16 protein-coding genes are annotated in these 18,740 nt (G+C 69.6%); 11 read left to right on the plus strand and 5 right to left on the minus strand.

Going from position 1 to position 18,740, the window contains the following annotated elements; translation table 11 throughout:
- Positions 1-266: 266 nt before the first annotated feature.
- The 6 genes from IT184_14950 to IT184_14975 all read left to right on the plus strand — a co-directional run bounded on the left by IT184_14950 (position 267) and on the right by IT184_14975 (position 7,735).
- Positions 267-1,676 (plus strand): TolC family protein, encoded by a 1,410-nt coding sequence (locus IT184_14950; protein MCC7010102.1) that lies wholly within the window; start codon positions 267-269, stop codon positions 1,674-1,676.
- Complete coding sequence (locus IT184_14955) at positions 1,673-2,887, plus strand: efflux RND transporter periplasmic adaptor subunit (protein MCC7010103.1); 1,215 nt, start codon at positions 1,673-1,675, stop codon at positions 2,885-2,887. The genes IT184_14950 and IT184_14955 overlap by 4 nt, the downstream gene beginning before the upstream one ends.
- Positions 2,888-2,896: 9 nt before the next feature.
- On the plus strand, positions 2,897-6,031 hold the full coding sequence (locus IT184_14960) for an efflux RND transporter permease subunit (protein ID MCC7010104.1): 3,135 nt from the start codon (positions 2,897-2,899) through the stop codon (positions 6,029-6,031).
- Between the two features lie 112 nt (positions 6,032-6,143).
- Entirely contained in the window at positions 6,144-6,623 is a 480-nt protein-coding gene (locus IT184_14965; GenBank protein MCC7010105.1) for a copper chaperone PCu(A)C, read from the plus strand.
- A 16-nt stretch (positions 6,624-6,639) separates the two neighbouring features.
- The gene (locus IT184_14970) at positions 6,640-7,248 is read left to right on the plus strand and encodes an SCO family protein (GenBank protein ID MCC7010106.1); all 609 of its coding nucleotides are present in this window, start codon (positions 6,640-6,642) and stop codon (positions 7,246-7,248) included.
- 1 nt (position 7,249) lies between these two features.
- A complete protein-coding gene (locus IT184_14975; protein ID MCC7010107.1) occupies positions 7,250-7,735 on the plus strand; it encodes a c-type cytochrome in 486 nt (161 codons plus the stop codon).
- Between the two features lie 209 nt (positions 7,736-7,944).
- On the opposite strand, the gene IT184_14980 is transcribed toward IT184_14975, so the two are convergent.
- Positions 7,945-8,346 carry a nuclear transport factor 2 family protein gene (locus tag IT184_14980; protein MCC7010108.1) on the minus strand — a complete coding sequence of 134 codons (402 nt, stop codon included), beginning with the start codon at positions 8,344-8,346 and terminating at the stop codon, positions 7,945-7,947.
- A 233-nt stretch (positions 8,347-8,579) separates the two neighbouring features.
- On the opposite strand from IT184_14980, the gene rfaD reads away from it, so the two are divergent.
- Genes rfaD through IT184_15005 form a run of 5 tightly spaced genes read left to right on the plus strand, consistent with a single transcriptional unit; the run spans position 8,580 to position 14,955 of the window.
- A complete protein-coding gene (gene rfaD / locus IT184_14985; GenBank protein ID MCC7010109.1) occupies positions 8,580-9,581 on the plus strand; it encodes an ADP-glyceromanno-heptose 6-epimerase in 1,002 nt (333 codons plus the stop codon).
- A gap of 10 nt (positions 9,582-9,591) precedes the next feature.
- Positions 9,592-10,464, plus strand: a complete 873-nt coding sequence (proC, locus tag IT184_14990) for a pyrroline-5-carboxylate reductase (GenBank protein MCC7010110.1) — start codon at positions 9,592-9,594, stop codon at positions 10,462-10,464.
- Entirely contained in the window at positions 10,461-11,666 is a 1,206-nt protein-coding gene (gene rocD, locus IT184_14995) for an ornithine--oxo-acid transaminase (protein ID MCC7010111.1), read from the plus strand. Before proC ends, rocD begins: the two co-directional genes overlap by 4 nt.
- A gap of 48 nt (positions 11,667-11,714) precedes the next feature.
- Positions 11,715-12,410: an ABC transporter ATP-binding protein gene (locus IT184_15000; protein ID MCC7010112.1), complete on the plus strand. Its 696-nt coding sequence runs from the start codon at positions 11,715-11,717 to the stop codon at positions 12,408-12,410.
- Complete coding sequence (locus IT184_15005) at positions 12,397-14,955, plus strand: ABC transporter permease (GenBank protein MCC7010113.1); 2,559 nt, start codon at positions 12,397-12,399, stop codon at positions 14,953-14,955. Before IT184_15000 ends, IT184_15005 begins: the two co-directional genes overlap by 14 nt.
- Before the next feature lie 149 nt (positions 14,956-15,104).
- Here the strand turns inward: IT184_15005 and IT184_15010 are convergent, their stop codons facing one another.
- From IT184_15010 to cas7u, 4 genes are all read right to left on the minus strand, one after another.
- On the minus strand, positions 15,105-15,425 hold the full coding sequence (locus IT184_15010) for a DUF5615 family PIN-like protein (protein ID MCC7010114.1): 321 nt from the start codon (positions 15,423-15,425) through the stop codon (positions 15,105-15,107).
- Positions 15,426-15,458: 33 nt separating this feature from the next.
- Positions 15,459-15,713, minus strand: a complete 255-nt coding sequence (locus tag IT184_15015; GenBank protein ID MCC7010115.1) for a DUF433 domain-containing protein — start codon at positions 15,711-15,713, stop codon at positions 15,459-15,461.
- A gap of 18 nt (positions 15,714-15,731) precedes the next feature.
- Positions 15,732-17,633 carry a hypothetical protein gene (locus tag IT184_15020; GenBank protein ID MCC7010116.1) on the minus strand — a complete coding sequence of 634 codons (1,902 nt, stop codon included), beginning with the start codon at positions 17,631-17,633 and terminating at the stop codon, positions 15,732-15,734.
- A gap of 130 nt (positions 17,634-17,763) precedes the next feature.
- The gene (cas7u, locus tag IT184_15025; protein ID MCC7010117.1) at positions 17,764-18,699 is read right to left on the minus strand and encodes a type I-U CRISPR-associated protein Cas7; all 936 of its coding nucleotides are present in this window, start codon (positions 18,697-18,699) and stop codon (positions 17,764-17,766) included.
- Positions 18,700-18,740 lie beyond the last annotated feature (41 nt).

The following is an 18,740-nucleotide window of genomic DNA, read 5'->3' on the forward strand; positions in this document are numbered from 1 at the left end:
TCGTCGCGGCGTACGAACCCACCGCCGGCTCCACCCTCATCACCCCGCCGCTCATCGTCGGCCGGGTCGTCATTTCCGCGCCGGAGCCCGTTCGTGCGGGCGTGGTCGCGCCCTCGGGCGCCCCTGCTCCGCGCGGATCGCCGTCCCCACCCGATCCCGTTCGCGGACCGCCCTCCAGACAGACCTTGGCCTGAGCCGAGGCCCGGAGCTTTTGCGCTCCAGGCCGGAGGCTCGAACGTTGGCTGCCCGTCTGTCTGGAGGAAACCATGTGTACATCGGACCGCCGCGGCGCGCGGCGGCGCGGATGGCGTCGCGCCGCCGGCCGGCTGCTGATGCCGGCCGCCGCCTGCGTGGCGTCGCTCGCTCATGCAGCGGCGGCGCAGCCCGTCCTGCCCCCGCAGGCGCAAGAGACGCGGCCGCCGCTCACGCTCGAGCGAACGATCGCGTCGGCGCTCGCGCGTCATCCGCTCGTCGAAGCGGCGCGCGCGCGCGCCGAAGCGGCCCGCGCAACGAGAACCCTCGTCCAATCGGTGCCGAACCCGATTGCGACCGTCTGGCTCGAGAACATCGGCGTTCAGGGCCGCCCGGCATCGGCAGGAGCCAGCAGGGAAGTGCAGGCGTACGTCACCTGGCCCATCGAGCAGCTCATCAGGCGGCCCGATCGCGTGCGGCAAGCCGAAGCGGAGATCGATGTCGCCGAGGCGGCCGCGGCGCTCGCGCGCCGGCAGGTCGTGAGCGGGGCCGTGCGGGCCTTCTTCGAGCTGGCCCTGGCACAGGCGCTCCGGGATGAAGCCGAGGAGAACCGCGACCGGCTGGCGCAGTTGGCGGCCTACAGCCGGGCGCGCGTCGAGCAAGGCGTCACGGCCGAAGGCGAGCTGCTGCGGATCGAGACCGAACTGGATCAGGTCAGCACGGCCGTGGTCCTCGCCGGCGTCGCGCTCACGCGGAGTCAGGCCGCGCTCGAACCGTACCTGTCGTCTGACGCCATCTCGGGCGGGCTCGACGCCCTCCGCGTCGTGGTGCCCGACGAGCCAGGCGGTGGCCCGGCCGCGCTGCCCGCCGTCGGCGATCTGCTCGAGCGGTCGGCGCGGGCGCGTCCAGAGCTCGTCGCCGGCCGGGCGCGGGTCGAGAGCGCGACCGCGGCGGCCGCCTACGAACGCACCGCGAGCTGGCGACAGCTCGGCCTGACGTTCGGCGGCAAGCAGCTCGACGGGCAGACGTCGATGATCGCGAGCGTCAACCTGGCCGTTCCGATCTTCAACCAGAACCGGGGCGGCATCGCGCGGGCGACGAGCGAGCGGATCGCGGCCGAGGAGGAGCTGCGATGGGCCGAACGGACCGTCGCCGCCGACGTGGAGGGCGCCTATCGGGCCGCGCAACAGCTCACCCGGCAGATCGAGCGGCTGCGCCAGTCCTTTCTCTCGCGCGCCGAGGCCATCCACGAGTACACGGTCGGCGCGTACCAGGAGGGCGGCGCGACGCTGCTGCAGGTGCTCGACGCGACGCGCACGCTCGCCGACGCGCGCCTGACGTTCCTGCGCACGCTCCTGGCCGAGCGCGAGAGCCTGTTCGTGCTCGCGCTCGTCGCCAGCGCCGATCCGAGCGGTGCGCTTCAACTGTTCCACACCTGGACCGGCTCGCCGTCAGCGAGCCCTGCGCGGGGAGCACAGCCATGACCGACCGGCATCATCTGCAGCATCTCTCTCGTCGCGCGGCGGCCGGCGCCGCTCTGCTGGTCTCGGCGATCTCCGTCGCCGGCTGCGGAGGCGATGCGACGCCTGTCGAGCAGCCTGCGGCCGTTGCGCCGGCGGCTGACCGTCTGACCCTGACGCGCGAGCAGGTGGAGCACGGCGGCGTGCGCTGGCAGGCCGTCGAGGCGTGGCGCATGAGCGACACCGTCGCCGTGCCGGGCCAGCTTGCGGCGAACGAGGACCGCACGGTGCGCTCGAGCGCTCCGGCGCGCGCCCGTGTCACGGCGCTGCACGTGCGTCTGGGAGACCGCGTGCGCGCCGGCGAGCCGCTCGTCACGCTGCTCAGCGAGCAGGCCGCGGCCGTGCGATCGGAGTTGTCCAAGGCGCTCGCCGAGCTCACCGCGCAGCAGACGCGGACCCGATATGCGCGTGCGGCGCTCGAGCGTGCCGAGCGGCTCCTCGAGCTCAAGGCGATGTCGCGCCAGGAAGTGGAGCGCGCGCGCGTGGACCTCGACGAGGCGCAGTCGAACCTCGTGCAGGCGCAAGCCGAGGTCGATCGTGCGCGGGCCGTGTCGAGCCAGCTCGGTCCGGCCGACGAGCGAGGCGCGATCGTCCTGACGGCGCCGTTCGCCGGCGTGGTGCTCAGCCGCGACGTCACGCTCGGCAGCGTCGTCGAGGCCGGCACGCCGCTCGTGACCGTGACCGAGCCGGGCACGCTGTGGCTCGAGATCGCCGCGACCGAGCGCGTGGCGCCGCTGTTGGCGCGAGGCGTCGGCGTCACGTTCACGGTCGCGGAGCTCTTGCCCGAGACGTTCCACGCCGTCGTGCAGAGCGTCGGCGCGGCGCTCGATCCGGTCACGCGCACCGTGCCGGTGCGAGCCCTGGTGAAGAATCCTGCCGGGCGGCTTCGACCAGCGATGATGACCACCGTCGTCCTTGCCGTCGGCGTCGCGCGTGACGGCGTGGCGGTGCCGGACGCCGCGCTGCAACGGCTGGACGAGCGCCCGGTCGTGTTCATCGCCACGCCCACGGCCGACGGCGGCGCGCGGTTCGAACGCCGCGACGTCGAGATCGGCACCACCGTCGGCGATCGTGTTCACGTCGTCAACGGTCTCAGGCCCGGCGACGTGATCGTCACCGGCGGGGCATTCGCCGTGAAGTCCCAGTTCGCGCGCGCGGCAGCGCCGGCCCAGTAGGAGGGCGCCATGATCGACCGATTGATCGACGCCGCCCTGCGATTCCGCATCGCCGTCATCGCCGGCACGCTCGCGCTGATTGCGGCGGGCATCTGGGCGGTCACGAGCATCAGCGTGGACGCCTTTCCGGATCTCACCCCGAATCAGGTGCAGGTCATCACGCCGGCCCCCGGGTTGTCGCCCAACGAGGTCGAGAACCTCGTGAGCTACCCGATGGAGATCGCGATGATGGGACTCCCGCGCGCCCAGCTCGTGCGCTCCGTGTCCAAGGCCGGCATCTCGGTCGTGACGATCACGTTCGAAGACGATGTCGATCTGTACTTCGCCAGGACGCTGGTGCAGCAGCGCATGCAGGACGCCGCCGGGAGCCTGCCGGATGGCGTGCGGCCATCGCTCGGGCCGCCCGCGACGCCGATGGGCGAGGTGTTCCAGTACGTGCTCGAGTCGGACGCGCGGTCGCTGATGGAGCTGAAGAGCCTGCAGGAGTACACGATCAAGCCCCTGCTGCGGACGATCCCCGGCGTGGCGGACGTGAACTCGTGGGGCGGACTCGTCCAGCAGTTCCACGTCGAGGCGGATCCCGGCCGCCTGCTGGGCTATGGCCTGGCGCTCGCCGATCTGGAGCGGGCGCTCCGGGAGAACAACGACAACTTCGGCGCCGGCTACCTCGAGAGCCGTGGCGAGCGGTTCACGATTCGCGGCCTCGGCCGGCTCGCCGGCGCTCAGGACATCGCCCGCGTCGTCGTCGCGACCCGCGGCGGCACGCCGATCCACGTGGATGACGTGGCCACGGTGTCGATCGGCCCGATGCCGCGCGAAGGGGCGGTCTCGCGCGACGGGCGCGGCGAGACGGTGGCCGGCATGATCGTGATGCTGAAGGGCGCCAACGGGCGAGAGGTCGTGCGGCTGGTCGAGGAGCAGCTCGCCGGCATCCGGCGCCTGTTGCCCGAGGGCGTGACGATCCGCCCGTTCTACGACCAGGGCGAGGTCGTCGATCGCACGACGCGGACCGTCGTGCGCAACCTCGTCGAAGGCGGTGCGCTCGTCGTGCTCGTGCTGTTCGTGTTCCTCCGGAACCTGCGCGCATCGCTCGTCACCGCCACGGTGATTCCGCTGTCGCTCCTCTTCGCGTTCGTCGCCATGCGGCGCGCCGGCGTGTCGGCGAACCTGATGAGCCTGGGCGCGCTGGACTTCGGGCTGCTCGTGGACGCCTCGGTCGTGATGGTCGAGAACTTCGTGCGGCGGCTCGAGGACCACGACCACGACGCGCCCGCCGAGCGGCTCCGGATCATCCGGCGGGCGGCCGTCGAGGTGGGACGGCCCATCGTGTTCGGCGTCTGCATCATCATCGCCGTCTACATCCCGATCTTCTCGCTGCAGGGGCTCGAGGGCCGCATGTTCGCGCCGATGGCCTTCACCGTCTGCGTCGCCGTCCTCGGGTCGCTGCTGCTGGCACTGACCTACGTCCCGGTCATCGCCTCTCTCCTCCTGAAGCACACGGTCGAGACGCCGTCGCGCTGGTTCGAGGCGCTGCGCCGCGCGTATCGGCGCGTGCTGGACTGGGCGATCGGGCATCGGGCGATCGTGCTCGGCATGGCGGCGGCGCTGCTCGTGGCCGCGCTCGCATCGGTGCCGTTTCTCGGCACCGAGTTCATGCCGGAGCTGGACGAGGGATCGATGCTCATCGAGACGCGGCGGCTGCCGAGCACCTCGCTGCCGCAGGGCATGGCGATCGCGAAGGAGGTCGAAGCTACGCTGCGGCGCTTTCCGGAAGTGACGGGCGTCGTGACCAAGGTCGGCCGTCCCGAGCTGGCGACCGAGACGATGGGGCTGTACGCGGGCGACGTGTACGTGGGCCTGAAGCCGCACGATCAGTGGACCGAGCGGTCGGCCGAGGCGCTCATCACGAGGATGGACGAGGCGCTCCGATCGATTCCCGGCATCGAGTACAACTTCACCGCGCCGATGGCGATGCGCCTCGACGAGGCGATCTCGGGCGTGCGTACGGAGCTCGGCGTGAAGCTGTTCGGCGACGATCTCGCGCGGCTCGAACGCACGGCGCGCGACATCCGCGACGTGATTCGGACCGTGCCGGGCGCGGCCGACACGTCGGTCGACGTCACGGCCGGCGCGATGCAGGTGCAGATCACCCTCGACCGTGGCGCGCTCGCGCGGTACGGGCTGAGCGTCGGCGACGTCCGCGACGCCGTCCGCACGGGCATCGGCGGCGCAGAGGCCACCGAGATCATCGAAGGCCGCAAGCGATTCCCGGTGATCGTTCGCCTCGCGCCGGAGCACCGGGAGACCCCCGAGGCCATCGGCCGCCTGCTCTTGACGACGCCATCTGGCGGCAAGGTGCTGGTCTCGCAGGTGGCCCGCGTCGAGATCGTGCAGGGGCCGGAGCTCATCAACCACGAGAACGGCGAGCGCATGGTCATCGTGCAGAGCAACGTGCGCGGGCGCGATCTCGGCGGGTTCGCCGCCGACGTCCAGCGGCAGATCGCTCGGCGCGTCGATCTGCCGCCGGGCTACCGCGTGACCTATGGCGGGCAGTTCGAGAATCAGCAGCGCGCGATGCAGCGGCTGTCGCTCATCGTGCCGGCCGTGCTCCTGCTGATCGTGATGCTCCTCTACGCCAGCCTCGGTCACGCGCGGCAGGCGCTCCTCGTGATGTTGAACGTGCCGTTCGCCCTCGTGGGCGGAATCGGCGCGCTCTGGCTGCGCGGGCTCCACCTGAACCTCAGCGCGTCGGTCGGGTTCATCGCGCTCTTCGGCATCGCCGTCCTGAACGGCGTCGTGCTCATCGCGTACCTGAACCAGTTGCGCGACAGCGGCCAGCCGCTCGAGGAGGCGGTGCGGGCTGGATCGGAAGTGCGCCTGCGGCCCGTGCTCATGACCGCGCTCGTCGCGAGCTTCGGGTTCATCCCCATGGCCACGTCGACGAGCCCGGGCTCCGAGGTCCAGCGGCCGCTCGCGACCGTCGTGATCGGCGGGCTCGTCACATCGACCGTCCTGACCCTCGTCGTGCTGCCGCTGCTGTACGAATGGCTCGAAGAGAGATGGCCGCGCTGGGCGAACAGGATCGCGCGGCGATTCCGCCCGGGGCAGACGGACGACAGCGCGGGCGCGACCGTGAGATCCTGAACAGTGAACGAAGCGTTGGTACGCGACCGCCTGGCGATGGCCGGCATGACGGCGCGTGCGCGCGATGAGGAGCGTGGAGATGTCGATGATGCACCGCAGGACGGGTCTCGCAATGCTGGCCGCCGCTTTCGCGCTGACGGGAGTTCCGTCCGCGTCGATCGCGCAGACTGCGCCCGGCGTGAACGTCCGGCAGGCCTGGGTCCGTGAGGCCACCGCCGGGCAGGCGAGCACCGCTGCGTACTTCACGATCGAGAACCACGGTTCGGCGCCGCTCACGCTCGTGGGCGTGAGCTCGCCGGTGGCGGCTACCGCGGAGCTCCACACGATGCAGCAGACGCCGGGGCGCGGCGCGATGGGCAATGCGCCGATGGGCGGCATGATGCGCATGGCCCAGGTCGATCGCGTCGTCGTGCCGGTGCACGGCACGGTCGAGTTCAAGCCCGGCGGATATCACGTCATGTTGTTCAAGGTGACGCGCGCGCTGGCGACGGGCGAGGACGTCGAGCTGACGCTTCGGTTCGAGGGCGGCGAGACGAAGACCGTCGTCGCCGTGGTCGGTTCCCGGGCCGCGGTCGCGGCGCCGGGCCAGTGAACGCCGGCGATCGACCATGCGCCGGCGATTGGTGACCCTCGTGATGCTCGCGCTCTCCGCCGCAGGCGTGGGCTGCGGTCGCGGCGGGGACGGCCCGTCGGCGGGGGGCAGCGCGTCGGGCGGCGTCGAGCTGCGCGAGTACCCTCTCGGCGGCGACTTCACGCTCACGAGCCATGAAGGCACACCATTCAGGCTGACGGATGTTCGCGGCAAGATCGTCTTCCTGTTCTTCGGCTACGTGACCTGTCCGGACGTCTGCCCGCTGACCATGTCCAAGCTGGCCGATGCGGTGAAGCGCGTGCCGGTGGCCCGGAACGACGTGGTGGTGCTGTTCGTGACCGTGGACGTGGATCGCGACACGCCAGCAGCCCTCGCGCGGTACGTGCGGTCGTTCGATCTGCCGATGATCGGCCTCACCGGTACTCGCGCCGAAGTGGACGCCGTGGTCGCGCAATACAAGTCGGCGTACGAGATCACGCCGTCGGCGTCGGCCGGCGGGCCCGAGGTGAGCCACACGAGCTACACCTACGCGATCGATCGCGCCGGCAAGGTGCGGGCGCTCATCTCGCACGACGATTCGGCTGAAGATGCCGCGGGCGTGCTACGGTTGTTGCTCGAGGAATAACATGAGCACGAGATCGTACTGGCGTATGACGGTCCTGGTGTGCGCGGCCGGAGTCGCGGCGGCCGTCCCGTTCGCCGCCGATCCGATCGCGGCGGACGAACGGCAGGCCGGGGCGCGGCAGGCGGCACCGCCGGCGTCGCGCGGCGCGTCGCTGAAGCCGCTCACCGATGCCGCCAGCCTGGCTCAGGGACGCGCGCTGTACGAAGGACAGACGTACATGTGCGCGAACTGCCATCGTCCGGATCTCGGCGGCCTCGTGGGCCCGAATCTCGTCGACGATTTCTGGACCTCGGGCTGCTCGGTGACCGACGTCATGACCGCGACCGAGAAGGGATTCCCTGCGCGGGGCATGATGCCGTTCGGCAGCGGCAAGCCGATGACGTCGCAGCAGTTGCACCAGCTCGCCAGCTACATCCTCTCCAAGCGCGGCTCGGCGCCGGCCAACGCCAAGACGCACGATCCCGCGCGCGACAAGCCCTGCAAGTAGCGTCGGCTACCGCGACCGCGTCGCCTTGTAGAGGCCGGGCCGCGTGATCTCCATGTAGCCGGCCGGGTTGGCCGGGGGCGAGAAACCGACGCGTCGGTAGAGCGGGGTCGGTCGAGATCTCGAACGGCCCGCGCGTGCGGCCCGAACGGAGCCGTCGTGCTCATGCCGCGACCGCTGCGGACGCCCGGCCTCGGTCAGGCCGTCGCGGGCTACCGGTTGAAGTACGCGGCCCACTGCTGGTGCGTGTCGGTGCGATGCCGGAACCGCGCGACGCGGCCGGCGCTGTCGAAGTGCCAGAGGTGGATCTGATCCTCTTCCACGATGCGCCGCCCGGTCTGGCGCACGGTGCACTCGAAGTCGAGCACGGCCACCACGAGCGGTCCGTCTTCGAGGAAGCGCTTCGGCTCGAACCGGTGGATGTCGAGCGCGCCAAGGCTCTCGAAGAACCCGACGATGCTGGAGCGGCCGCGTCTGAGGGTGAGCCACGGCGGCGCCGATTCGCCGGCGCCGTACTCCCACTCCACGTCCTCTGCCAGCCGCTCGAGGATTGCCGGAACGTCACCCTGCCCGAACGCCTGGTAGATCGCCTTGACGGTCTCCGCGTGCGACATGAGCCCTCCGTGCGAGTGAGTCGTGCTGCTCAGCTTCCGAGAAGACGCTCATAGTACACGCGCGGCGTCTGCCGGTAGACCACGCGGCGCCCACGGCATTGTGTCTCGAAGAAGCCGGTTGTCGCGTGTGGACCTGCGCTTCGCGGCACATTGGCGAACTTGCCGCACCCCGCCTCCGGGTGGGAAGATGCCCGTTTGGCGGCTTCGAAGCACCGGCAGAAAGGCACGAGCGGATGGTCGTAGTCACGGGAGCGGCGGGGTTCATCGGCGCGCGGCTGGTGCAGGCGCTTCGTGCGCAGGGGCTGGACGTCACGTCCGTGGACCACGGCTCCCACTTCGACACCCGTCCCGAGCACGCGGACGTCGAGTTCGGCACCCGCCTCGAACCGGAGCGCGCGGTCGCCTGGCTCCAGTCGCTCGACGCGCCGCCCCGCGCGATCGTCCACCTCGGCGCGTGCACCGACACGCGGGAGCAGGACGTGGCGTACCTGACGCGCGTGAACCTCCGCGCGTCCCAGGAGCTCTGGCGTTACGCGTCGGACGCTGGCGTGCCGTTCATCTACGCGAGCAGCGCCGCCACCTACGGCGCCGGCGAGCACGGCTACGACGACGACGAGCGTCTCGTCCCGCGGCTAAAGCCGTTGAACAAGTACGGCGAGTCGAAGCAGCAGTTCGATCTCTGGGCGCTCGACGAAGCGCGCGCCGGCGCGCATCCGCCGGCCTGGTGCGGCCTGAAGTTCTTCAACGTGTACGGGTTCGGCGAGCGTCACAAGGGACCGATGGCGAGCGTCGTGCTGCACGCCTACGACCAGATCGCCGCGACCGGCCGGGTGCGGCTCTTCAGGAGCCACGAGCCGGGCGTGCCGGACGGCCACCAGGCCCGCGACTTCGTCTTCGTCGACGACGTCGTCGACGTGCTGGCCTGGCTCGTGAGGCAGCCCACGCCGCGCGGCATCTTCAATCTCGGCACCGGCAAGGCGCGCACGTTCCTCGACCTGGCCCGTGCCGTGTTCGCGGCCGTGGGCCAGCCCGAGCGGATCGATTTCATCGACACGCCGGAGGACGTGCGCCGGCACTACCAGTACTTCACCGAAGCGCGGATGGATCGGCTGCTGGCTCACGGGTACGCGCGGCCGTTCACCACGCTCGAGGACGGCGTCGCATCGTACGTGCGCAGCCTCAGGACCCACGCGGCCGCCTCGGCGGCCGCCGCGGGCCATCGCGATCGGGAGTGAACGCAACGTGGTGAGCGACAATTCTCTCGTCGGCCGCGGCAGGACCATCGGGGTGCTCGGCGCCGGCGTCATGGGGCAGACGCTGCTGAAAGGGCTCTTCGACGCCGGGCTCATCACGCCCAGCCAGGCGTGGGCATCGTGCAAGACCGAGGAGAGCTGCGAGCAGGTGCACGGCGCGCTGGGGGTCCGCGCGGTTCGCGACTACCACGACGCGCTCGCAGACACCGCGTTGCTGCTCCTGTGCGTGAAGCCGTCGCAGGCGCCAGCCGTGCTGGCGACGGTGCGCGACGCGCCGCTGCCGCCCGACGCGCTCTGCATCTCCATCCTCGCCGGCGTGACGACCGCCCAGCTCGAGTCGCTGCACGGCCGCGCCAACCCCTGGGTGCGCGCGATGCCCAACACGCCCTGCGTCGTCGGGGCGGGCATGACCGTCGTGGCCGCCGGCCGGCACGCGACGGCCGCGCACCTGGCGATCGCTGAACGCGTGTTCACCGCGGTCGGCCGCTGCGAGGTGGTCGAAGAGCAGTACTGCAACGCCATCACCGCGCTCAGCGGCAGCGGCCCGGCCTACATGTACCTCGTGCTCGAGGCGCTGGCCGATGCCGGCGTGCGCGTCGGCTTGCGGCGCGATCTCGCGCTCACGCTCGTCGCGCAGACGATGCTCGGCTCCGCGAAGATGGCGCTCGAGACCGGCCGCCATCCGGCGTCGCTGCGCGACGACGTGACGACGCCGGCAGGCTGCACGATCGCCGGGCTGCTGATGCTCGAGGACGGCAAGATCCGATCGGTCCTCGCCCGTGCCGTCGAAGAGGCCACGCGCATCGTCGAACGGCTCGGCAGGCCTGCGGGGCAGGCGAGCCACGCGGAGGACGCCCGGCGATGACGACCGCGTCGAACACCAGGGCCGACGACCTGATCGGCATCGAGGACCGTTGGGGCGCCCACAACTACCATCCGCTGCCGATCGTCGTCGAACGCGCCCAGGGCGTGTGGGTGTACGACGTGAATGGGCGGAAGTACCTCGACTGCCTCAGCGCGTACTCGGCGCTGAACCAGGGGCACGTGCACCCGGCGATCCTCCGGGCGTTCACCGAGCAGGCCGCGCGCGTGACGCTCACGTCGCGCGCGTTTCGCAACGATCAGTTGCCCGCGCTCTGCCGCGAGCTGGCGGAGCGCTGCGGCCTGGACGTCGTGCTGCCGATGAACTCCGGCGCCGAAGCCGTCGAGACCGCGATCAAGGCGGCCCGGCGATGGGGCTACGAGCGGAAGGGGATTCCGGACGGTGCGGCCGAGATCATCGTCTGCGCCAACAACTTCCACGGCCGGACGACGACGATCGTCGGGTTCTCGTCCGATGAGGGCTACCGGCGGCACTTCGGGCCGTTCGCTCCGGGGTTCGTCACGGTCCCGTTCGGCGACGCCGATGCGCTGAAAGCCGCGATCACGCTGCGCACGTGCGCGTTGCTCGTCGAGCCGATCCAGTGCGAGGCGGGCATCAACGTGCCGCCCGACGGCTATCTCGCCGAGGCCGCCTCGGCCTGCGCCGTGGCGAACGTGCTGCTCATGGCCGACGAGATCCAGACGGGACTCGGCCGGACGGGACGCTGGTTCGCGTGCGAGCACGAGGGCGTGCGGCCCGACGTCTACATCCTCGGCAAGGCGTTGTCCGGCGGCTTCTACCCGGTGTCGGCTGTCGTCGGCCGGCGCGACGTGATGGAGGTGTTCACGCCGGGCAGCCACGGCAGCACGTACGGCGGCAGCCCGCTGGGCGCCGCGGTGGCGCGCGCGGCGCTCCAGGTCATCGCCGACGAACAGCTCGTCGAACGCGCCGCCCGGTTGGGCCCCGTGCTGCTGGACGCGCTGCGGGCGCTGCGCTCGCCCGTCGTACGCGAGGTGCGCGGCCGAGGGCTGCTCGTCGGCATCGAGCTCACCGAGCCGGCGCGGCCCTATTGCGAGCGGCTGCTCGAGCGCGGCGTGTTGTGCAAGGAAACGCACGAGCGCGTGATCCGCATCGCTCCGCCGCTCGTCATCGGCGAATCCGAGCTGGAGTGGATGATCGAGCAGGTCCGCGCGGCGTTCGGCTGACGCCGTGGCGGGATCAACTCCTGAGTGACGATCACAGCAGGCCGCGCCGTGTCCGTGCTGTCCGCCGAGAACGTCGTGCGCACCTACGCGGCGGGTGAGTCGCGGGTGACGGCCGTGGCAGGCGTGAGCCTCGCGCTCGAGCGCGGGGAATTCGTCGCGCTCGTCGGCCCGTCCGGCTGCGGCAAGTCCACGCTCCTGCACCTCTGCGGCGCGATGGACCGGCCGACGTCGGGCCGCGTGCGGCTCGACGACGTGGCGCTCGATACGCTGTCGGACGATGAGCTGACGCGCGTGCGGCGCACGCGCGTCGGCTTCGTGTTCCAGTTCTTCAATTTGCTGCCCACGCTCACCGTGAGCGAGAACATCGCGCTGCCGAGGCTGCTCGCCGGCGCCAGGCCGGACGATGCGGATCGGGACGCGCGCGCGCTCGTCGATCGCGTCGGCCTGCAGGCGCGCGCCGGGCACTATCCGCGGCAGCTCTCGGGCGGCGAACTGCAGCGCGCGGCGCTCGCGCGTGCCCTGATCCATCGGCCGGCGCTGATCATCGCCGACGAACCGACCGGCAATCTCGATTCGGAGAACGGGCGGATCGTGCTCGATCTGCTGACGGCGCTCAACCGCGAGACCGGGGTCACGATGCTGCTCGCCACGCACGCGCCCGAGATCGCCGCGGCGGCGCACCGGGTGATCCGGATGCGCGACGGCCGGATCGAAGCCGACACGCCGGCGCATGCGGCTGTTTAGGTGGTTCATCCTCCGCCGGCTGGTTCACGAGCGGCTCCGCTCGGCGACCGCGGTCCTCGGCATCGCGCTCGGCATCGGCGTCGTGGTGGCGATTCAGTTGACGAACGCGAGCTCGCTGCGCGGCTTCCAGGCCGCGCTCGACACCGTCTCGGGCCGCGCGTCGCTCGAGATCGTCGGCACCGGCGTGGGCCTCGACGAGACGCGGCTCGCCGAGATCGCCTGGCTTCGCGAATTCGGCGACGTCGCGCCGCTCGTCGAGGGCGAGCTCGTGATCCGCCAGGAGGGGCGGGCCGCCGAGACGCTGCGCGTGCTCGGCGTCGACGCGCTGCGCGACCGCGCCTTCCGCGACTACGCGCTCGTGGATGCCGGCGTCGAGCCGGGCGATCGGCTGCTCGATCGATTGCTCGATCCGCACGCCGCCATCCTCACCGCGCGGTTCGCCGCATCGCGCGGGCTCTCGATCGGGTCGACCGTGACGGTCCTCGCGGGCGATCGCCAGGTGCCGCTCGTGGTGCGCGGCCTGCTCGAGGACGAAGGGCCCGCGCGCGCGCTCGATGGCCGCTTCGTGCTGATGGACATCGCAGCCGCCCAGCTCGCCCTCGACGAGATCGGCCGGCTCGATCGTGTGGAGGTCAGGCTCGCGGACGGCATCGGCGTCGACGCGGCCGAGCAGGCGATCGCCGCGCGGCTGCCGGCCGGCATGCTCGTCGAGCGGCCCGCGCAACGGGGGCGCGAGGTCGAGCAGATGCTCGCCGCGTTCCATCTCAACCTCACCGCGCTCTCGTACGTCGCGCTCGTCGTCGGCCTGTTCCTCGTCTACAACACCATCTCGGTGGCGGTGCTCTCGCGGCGCGACGAGATCGGCATCCTGCGCGCGCTGGGCGTCGGCCGGTGGACGGTGCGCGCGCTGTTCCTGGCGGAGGCGGCGGCGCTGGCGGCGGCCGGCACCGCCGCCGGCATCGCGATTGGGCGGCTGCTCGCCGACGCGACGGTTGCGCTCACGGCCACGACGGTTTCGACGCTGTACGTGGCGACGGCGGCAGCGCCGCCCGCGCTCGACGCGCGGATCCTCCTGCTGGCCGTGCTGACCGGGGTGCCGCTCTCGCTCGTGGCTGCGGCGGTGCCGGCCAACGAGGCCGCGCGCGTGCCGCCGATCGCCGCCATCAGAGGCGAGGAGGTCGGCGGCACCTCCGCGCGGATGTCGATCCGGGGCGTCGCGCCCGGCCTCGCGCTGATCGGCGCGGGCGGCTGGCTCGCGACGCTGGGACCGGTGAACGGCCTACCGCTGTTCGGGTACGCGTCGGCGCTCGCCATCATCTTCGGCGCGTCGCTGCTCGTGCCGTCGCTGCTGCACGTGGCCGCGGGCGCGTTGGAGCGGCCGATCCGGCGGCGGCTCGGCGTCGAGGCGTGGCTCGCGCTGACGAACGTGGCCGCGTCGGTGCGGCGGCTCTCGATCTCGGTGGCGGCGCTCGCCGTCAGCCTCTCGATGATGGTGGCGATCGCCGTGATGATCGGCAGCTTCCGGGAGACGGTCGTCTACTGGGTCGAGCAGACGCTGCGGGCCGACCTGTTCGTCAGCCCGGGTTCGACGGGCCGGCCCGGCGTCGACGCCACCCTGTCCTCGGACGTCGTCGAGCGCATCGTCTCCAGTCCCGGCGTCGCGGCGGCCGATCGCTACCGCATCACGGACGTCCCGTACGACGGCGTACGCGTGCGGGTGGGCGGGGGCGACTTCGGCGTGCTGCTGGCGCACGGCTCGCTGCAGTTCAAGGCGCCGCCGGACGCGCGCGTGGCCATGCGCGGCGCGATGGGGCGCGACGCGGTCGTCGCGTCGGAGCCGTTCACGCTCAAGCACGGCAAGCAGGTGGGCGACGAGGTGCTCGTGCCGACGCGCGCGGGGCCGCGGCCGTTCAGGATCGCCGCCGTGTACTACGACTACTCGAACGATCGCGGCGTGCTGATGATGGATCGCGCCGTGTTCGAGCGCCATTTCGGCGACGTCGGCGTGAGCGGCGTCACGGTCTACCTCGAGGCCGGCGTCGATCCGGAACGGGCGCGCGAGCGGCTGCTGGCCGCCGCCGGCGACCGCCGCATCTTCGTCAACACCAACCAGGCCCTGCGGGCCGAGGTGCTCCGCATCTTCGACAGCACGTTCACGATCACCTATGCGCTCGAGATCATCGCGATCGTCGTCGCGATGCTCGGCGTGTCGGGCACGCTCGTCACGCTGATCCTCGAGCGCGAGCGCGAGGTCACGATTCTCCGGCTCGTCGGCACCGACCGGCGGCAGATCCGGCGCATCGTCCTCGGGGAAGCGGTGCTGATCGGCCTCGTCAGCCAGGCCATCGGCATCGTCGTCGGGCTCGCGCTCTCGATGGTGTTGATCTACGTGATCAACGTGCAGAGCTTCGGCTGGACCATCCAGTTCCATCTTCCGTGGGCGTTCCTGGCGCAGTCGTCGCTGCTCATGGTCGCCGCGACCGCCGTGGCCGGCCTGTATCCCGCGAGCCGGGCGGTGCGGCTGACGATGAGGCGGGACGAGTAGGAGGGCTGGCGGGCGAGCGGAACGACGCCGGCGCTCCAGGTCGATTCCAGGCGTCTGCGTGACGCGGTGGTTGAATCATGGTCGCGACGCTGCGCTATGTCGGCGGACAGTGCACGACAGATACGTTCTGAAGTGTGACAGGGGCGGAGCTATTTGCTGTCGCGCCAGGGCGCCAACGTTTCGTCGTCCATCAGCTCGAATAGGCGTTCCGGTCGGGCCGTGTTGGTCAGGCCGCCAACAGCTGATCGCCAGATATCGATGCGGTCGCTCGAGCGACGGGACTGCTTGATACGCGAGACCACGACGATTGCCGAGACTGCAGGACCGATCAGGAAGTCATCGTCCTGCGTCAAGAAGAGGATCTGCTCGTCCTGGAGGCGTTCGCGAACCCGCGTGTCAGAAGCGCCGCGCAAACCAAGCGTGATGATGTGCTCAGCAGCGAATCCGTCAGCGTGCAGGCGCCGGAGCAGCCCGAGGGGGAAAGTTCTCGTCGAGCAGAACCTTCACGACGCCTGTCGAACCGCCGGCGGCAGGTGTGCCGCGACGTGGGCGGCGTAGCTGAGAGCCGACCGCACTTGTTCGACGGACAGCGCGTACTCCTCGGCCACCGTTTCGACCGTCTCATCCGCGGCGACGGCGCCGACGGTCGTGGCGACATCGATCCGCGTGCCGGTGAGACAGGGCTTCCCGAACCGAACGTCGGGATCCATCGAAATGCCCGGGAATACCTCCATGTCCTGCACCGTTGACTCTACCATGCGACGGAGATCAGCCTCTCACGACCTCCCCAGGCCGAGCGGCACGAACATCCCGAGACCAAAATGACAGAACTCGCCGATAGCGAAAGGCCGTGCGGGTTGTGACGAGTCGAAGCGGACTCTGAGCATAACTCCTGGTCCCTTCGCTCGGTCCCGCCTATCGCGGACGCGCTGGAACCCAAGGGCCGGGACGAAACGCAGGCCATCTGCTACGAACACGCCGCGACTCACTCCAAGCGGCACAGGATCGTCAGGGTTTCGCACGCAGGCGTTGGGATAACGCGGGTCATCGATCTCGGGGGCTGAAGTTGCCAGACTGTCCATAATAGTTCCAACTGCAATCCCCCCGCGCTCGACGACGACTTCACCACGCGTGTCCTTCAGCTCGTTCTGCACGTGAGCGACGAACCGCCGCCGCAGATCACGCTCGCGGTGGCGACCGAGGGACGACGGATCGTAGTCGAAAACGATCTCGTCAATTCGAGCAGCGGCAGGTACATGACTCTCTTGCAGCGACCTGCCGATCTGTGCCTTCAGTGATCGTCGTCTTCCGGAGCGACGCGTCAGATGAACGGGGCAGAAGTAAGGAGTCGCCGACACGAAGTCGAGAGTAGACCCGGAGCGTGCCAAGCTGCTTGGACAATCCTCCCACTTCCCCTCGAAGAGAGGTGTCAGCAGCAGGTCGTGGCGGGATGGGCCATGCTGCCGGATGCGGTTGAGGGTCCTCAACGCGGCTGCGTCTCTCTCTGAGAAGCCGTTCTTGCAGAGCAGAACGAGGTGATCCAGGAACCCGTCGCCGTCCTCGTCAACCGGCCACCAGTAGGCGTGATCCGAGTGAGAACCTGCACCGTTGCAGAACGGTACGACTTGTTCGCCGTCCGAGTCAGCAAACAAGTCGTGCCGCCGCTCGTCTTCGCGAAATCGCTTCCCCGACAGCTGGGGCGAGCAGAGGTTGCCGTTCTGAAGGCCGAAGATCGCCATCGCTGCCGAACGAGTCTGCTGGGCAATCGCGAGCGTCGCTGTCAACGGCGGAAGCGCCAGCTTGTGAACGGTAGCCGTGTTGATGGCATACCGGAACGCCTGCCGCTGAAGACACGGTTGCAGTGCGCCTTGAGCGAGTGGCACACGCGGAGCGCCTCGGCGAACGGGCAGACGGAAGATCTCTCGAGGCACCGCGTAGTGGAGCCACCGTGTGCCCCAAGGGCGATCGTCGTGCTTCATCGACTCGCCGGTTTGCGGGAGCAGCGAACGCACCAGCAGCTCCGGCTCGCCTGCCTCTGGCGTCCTGAACTGTCCTCGGAGAAACGCTGACTGACCAGAGTCCCACCCCAGCCGCTTCTCGACCGCGTAGTCGCGGTACTCGCGGAGACCCTGACGACCGAAATGTTTGGCGAATGCTGTGTCGTCTTCCACGGCGACGCACGGCCAGTGAGTGTCGCCGGGCTCGAACACGGCGCCCTCAAGTTCCGCATCGCACCACGACTCGGAGCGACCGAAGTAGAGCAAGCGGCTCAGCAGGCGCTGCAACTGCTTCCCATCCTTGCTCGCGCGTTCGACATGTCTGTGGGCAAGCGAGTCTGGCCATTCGAACACGAGAGGCTGCTCGACGTCGATAGCGGCGAAGGTATCGAACACGGCGGAGCCGGTGCTGCGTCCGGAGGCAACTCGGAAAAAGTGACGCGTGTGCCCGACTCCGGTGCGGGGCAACCAGACAACAGGCGGGGTTGACAACTCGGCCAGCAATCGAGCAAGCACCGTGAATGGAAGGGGATCCGTGCGGTCTACCCAGAACGAATCGTCTTCTTCGATCCGCTTCGCAGAGCGGTGTTTCCCAACCGGCGAGCGGGCTGTGAACCAGTCGTCCGCAATGACGCCTTGATGACTGGGATCCGGCAGCGTGGTAAGCCCACGCCCGGCCACTGCGACCAAAGCTCGAAGGAGTCGCCACGGAGACGGTGGCCACTCTACTCGGCCTTCGTTCGGAGCAGCGTGCCAGGGATGGAGGTGGGCTCGGCCAGTGAGAAAGCGGATGCGAACGACGGTTGCCATCTCAGGAACCGAGGACTTCGAGTGGTTTGAATCCGCCGCCCTTCGCAGTCGCGGAGAGGGCGTCGACGGTTGCACCGCCAAACGTCTTTGCCCGGGACTTAGGCGTAAAGGCGGCATTGATGGCTTCGCGTAAGTTTGGCTTGATCGTCAACCCGGCTTCGGGGTCGAGGACGCACGCCGTGCGCAGCCGAGGGAACGAACCGAGGAGCCTGTTGATCTTGTACAGCGCGAACGAGGCGAGGAACGTCTCCTGCCCTTCATCCAGCCCTAAACCTTTCAACGAGTCGACGTGGAAGGTGAGGTGCAGCTTGATCTCGGACGAGGAGAAGTGCTGAGTAGTGTACGGAATACTAGCTTCCTCTCCGACTACGGTGACGTAGCCACGCATGACTCCGCCCGCGTTCACCGGTTCCGCGTCCTTGGCCGTGATGGTTGCCGAGAGCAGACGCGGAAACCGGATTCGGCCGTCGAGCTTCTCGAGAAAGACACCGTGAAGCAGGCAGGCAGGATCTAGGTAGAAGAGGCGCCTCGCAATTCGTGGCAGGTGAACGGGACGTTGCTTGTTCACGTCGAGGAGGCTCTCCAGAACGGTCTTGAACGGCCGGTTGTTGTGCTTGGCTTTCTCGACGAGTTCATCAGACGCCAACCGGTGGGGTTCTGTTAGGGAGCTGGTCAGGTCTTCCCTGCTCTTGTTCACTGTGTCCCGGACGATCACGTACGGGATGCCCGCGCAGTCGGCGTTGTAGCGACACGGTTTCTGCGGGTCGAGACAGAGAGCCTCCATCCAGTTGGCGAGCGATTGTGCCGATTCGACGAGGAGATAGTCGGCTGGCGCACCGTTGTTCATAGCCTTGTAGAGCGCAGGCCCAAGATTCGGAAAGCCGGTCGGCTGAAAGCGCCTGTCAAACCCGTCGGCAACCTTGAGTGCCACTGCCATGTACCACCGGCGATTAGTTTGACGCAAGGTGGCAGGAGTGA

Source organism: Acidobacteriota bacterium (assembly GCA_020853395.1).
GTDB lineage: Bacteria > Acidobacteriota > Vicinamibacteria > Vicinamibacterales > SCN-69-37 > JADYYY01.

What these genes read in the sequence shown, in the direction of transcription:
- IT184_14970 (MCC7010106.1), top strand. Translation starts at nt 6,640, where the DNA reads ATGCGCCGGCGATTGGTGACCCTCGTGATGCTCGCGCTCTCCGCCGCA.
- cas7u (MCC7010117.1), bottom strand. Translation starts at nt 18,699, where the DNA reads ATGGCAGTGGCACTCAAGGTTGCCGACGGGTTTGACAGGCGCTTTCAG.
- IT184_14955 (MCC7010103.1), top strand. Translation starts at nt 1,673, where the DNA reads ATGACCGACCGGCATCATCTGCAGCATCTCTCTCGTCGCGCGGCGGCC.
- IT184_15005 (MCC7010113.1), top strand. Translation starts at nt 12,397, where the DNA reads ATGCGGCTGTTTAGGTGGTTCATCCTCCGCCGGCTGGTTCACGAGCGG.
- IT184_14965 (MCC7010105.1), top strand. Translation starts at nt 6,144, where the DNA reads ATGCTGGCCGCCGCTTTCGCGCTGACGGGAGTTCCGTCCGCGTCGATC.
- rfaD (MCC7010109.1), top strand. Translation starts at nt 8,580, where the DNA reads ATGGTCGTAGTCACGGGAGCGGCGGGGTTCATCGGCGCGCGGCTGGTG.
- IT184_14950 (MCC7010102.1), top strand. Translation starts at nt 267, where the DNA reads ATGTGTACATCGGACCGCCGCGGCGCGCGGCGGCGCGGATGGCGTCGC.
- rocD (MCC7010111.1), top strand. Translation starts at nt 10,461, where the DNA reads ATGACGACCGCGTCGAACACCAGGGCCGACGACCTGATCGGCATCGAG.
- IT184_14975 (MCC7010107.1), top strand. Translation starts at nt 7,250, where the DNA reads ATGAGCACGAGATCGTACTGGCGTATGACGGTCCTGGTGTGCGCGGCC.
- IT184_15015 (MCC7010115.1), bottom strand. Translation starts at nt 15,713, where the DNA reads ATGGTAGAGTCAACGGTGCAGGACATGGAGGTATTCCCGGGCATTTCG.
- IT184_14960 (MCC7010104.1), top strand. Translation starts at nt 2,897, where the DNA reads ATGATCGACCGATTGATCGACGCCGCCCTGCGATTCCGCATCGCCGTC.
- IT184_14980 (MCC7010108.1), bottom strand. Translation starts at nt 8,346, where the DNA reads ATGTCGCACGCGGAGACCGTCAAGGCGATCTACCAGGCGTTCGGGCAG.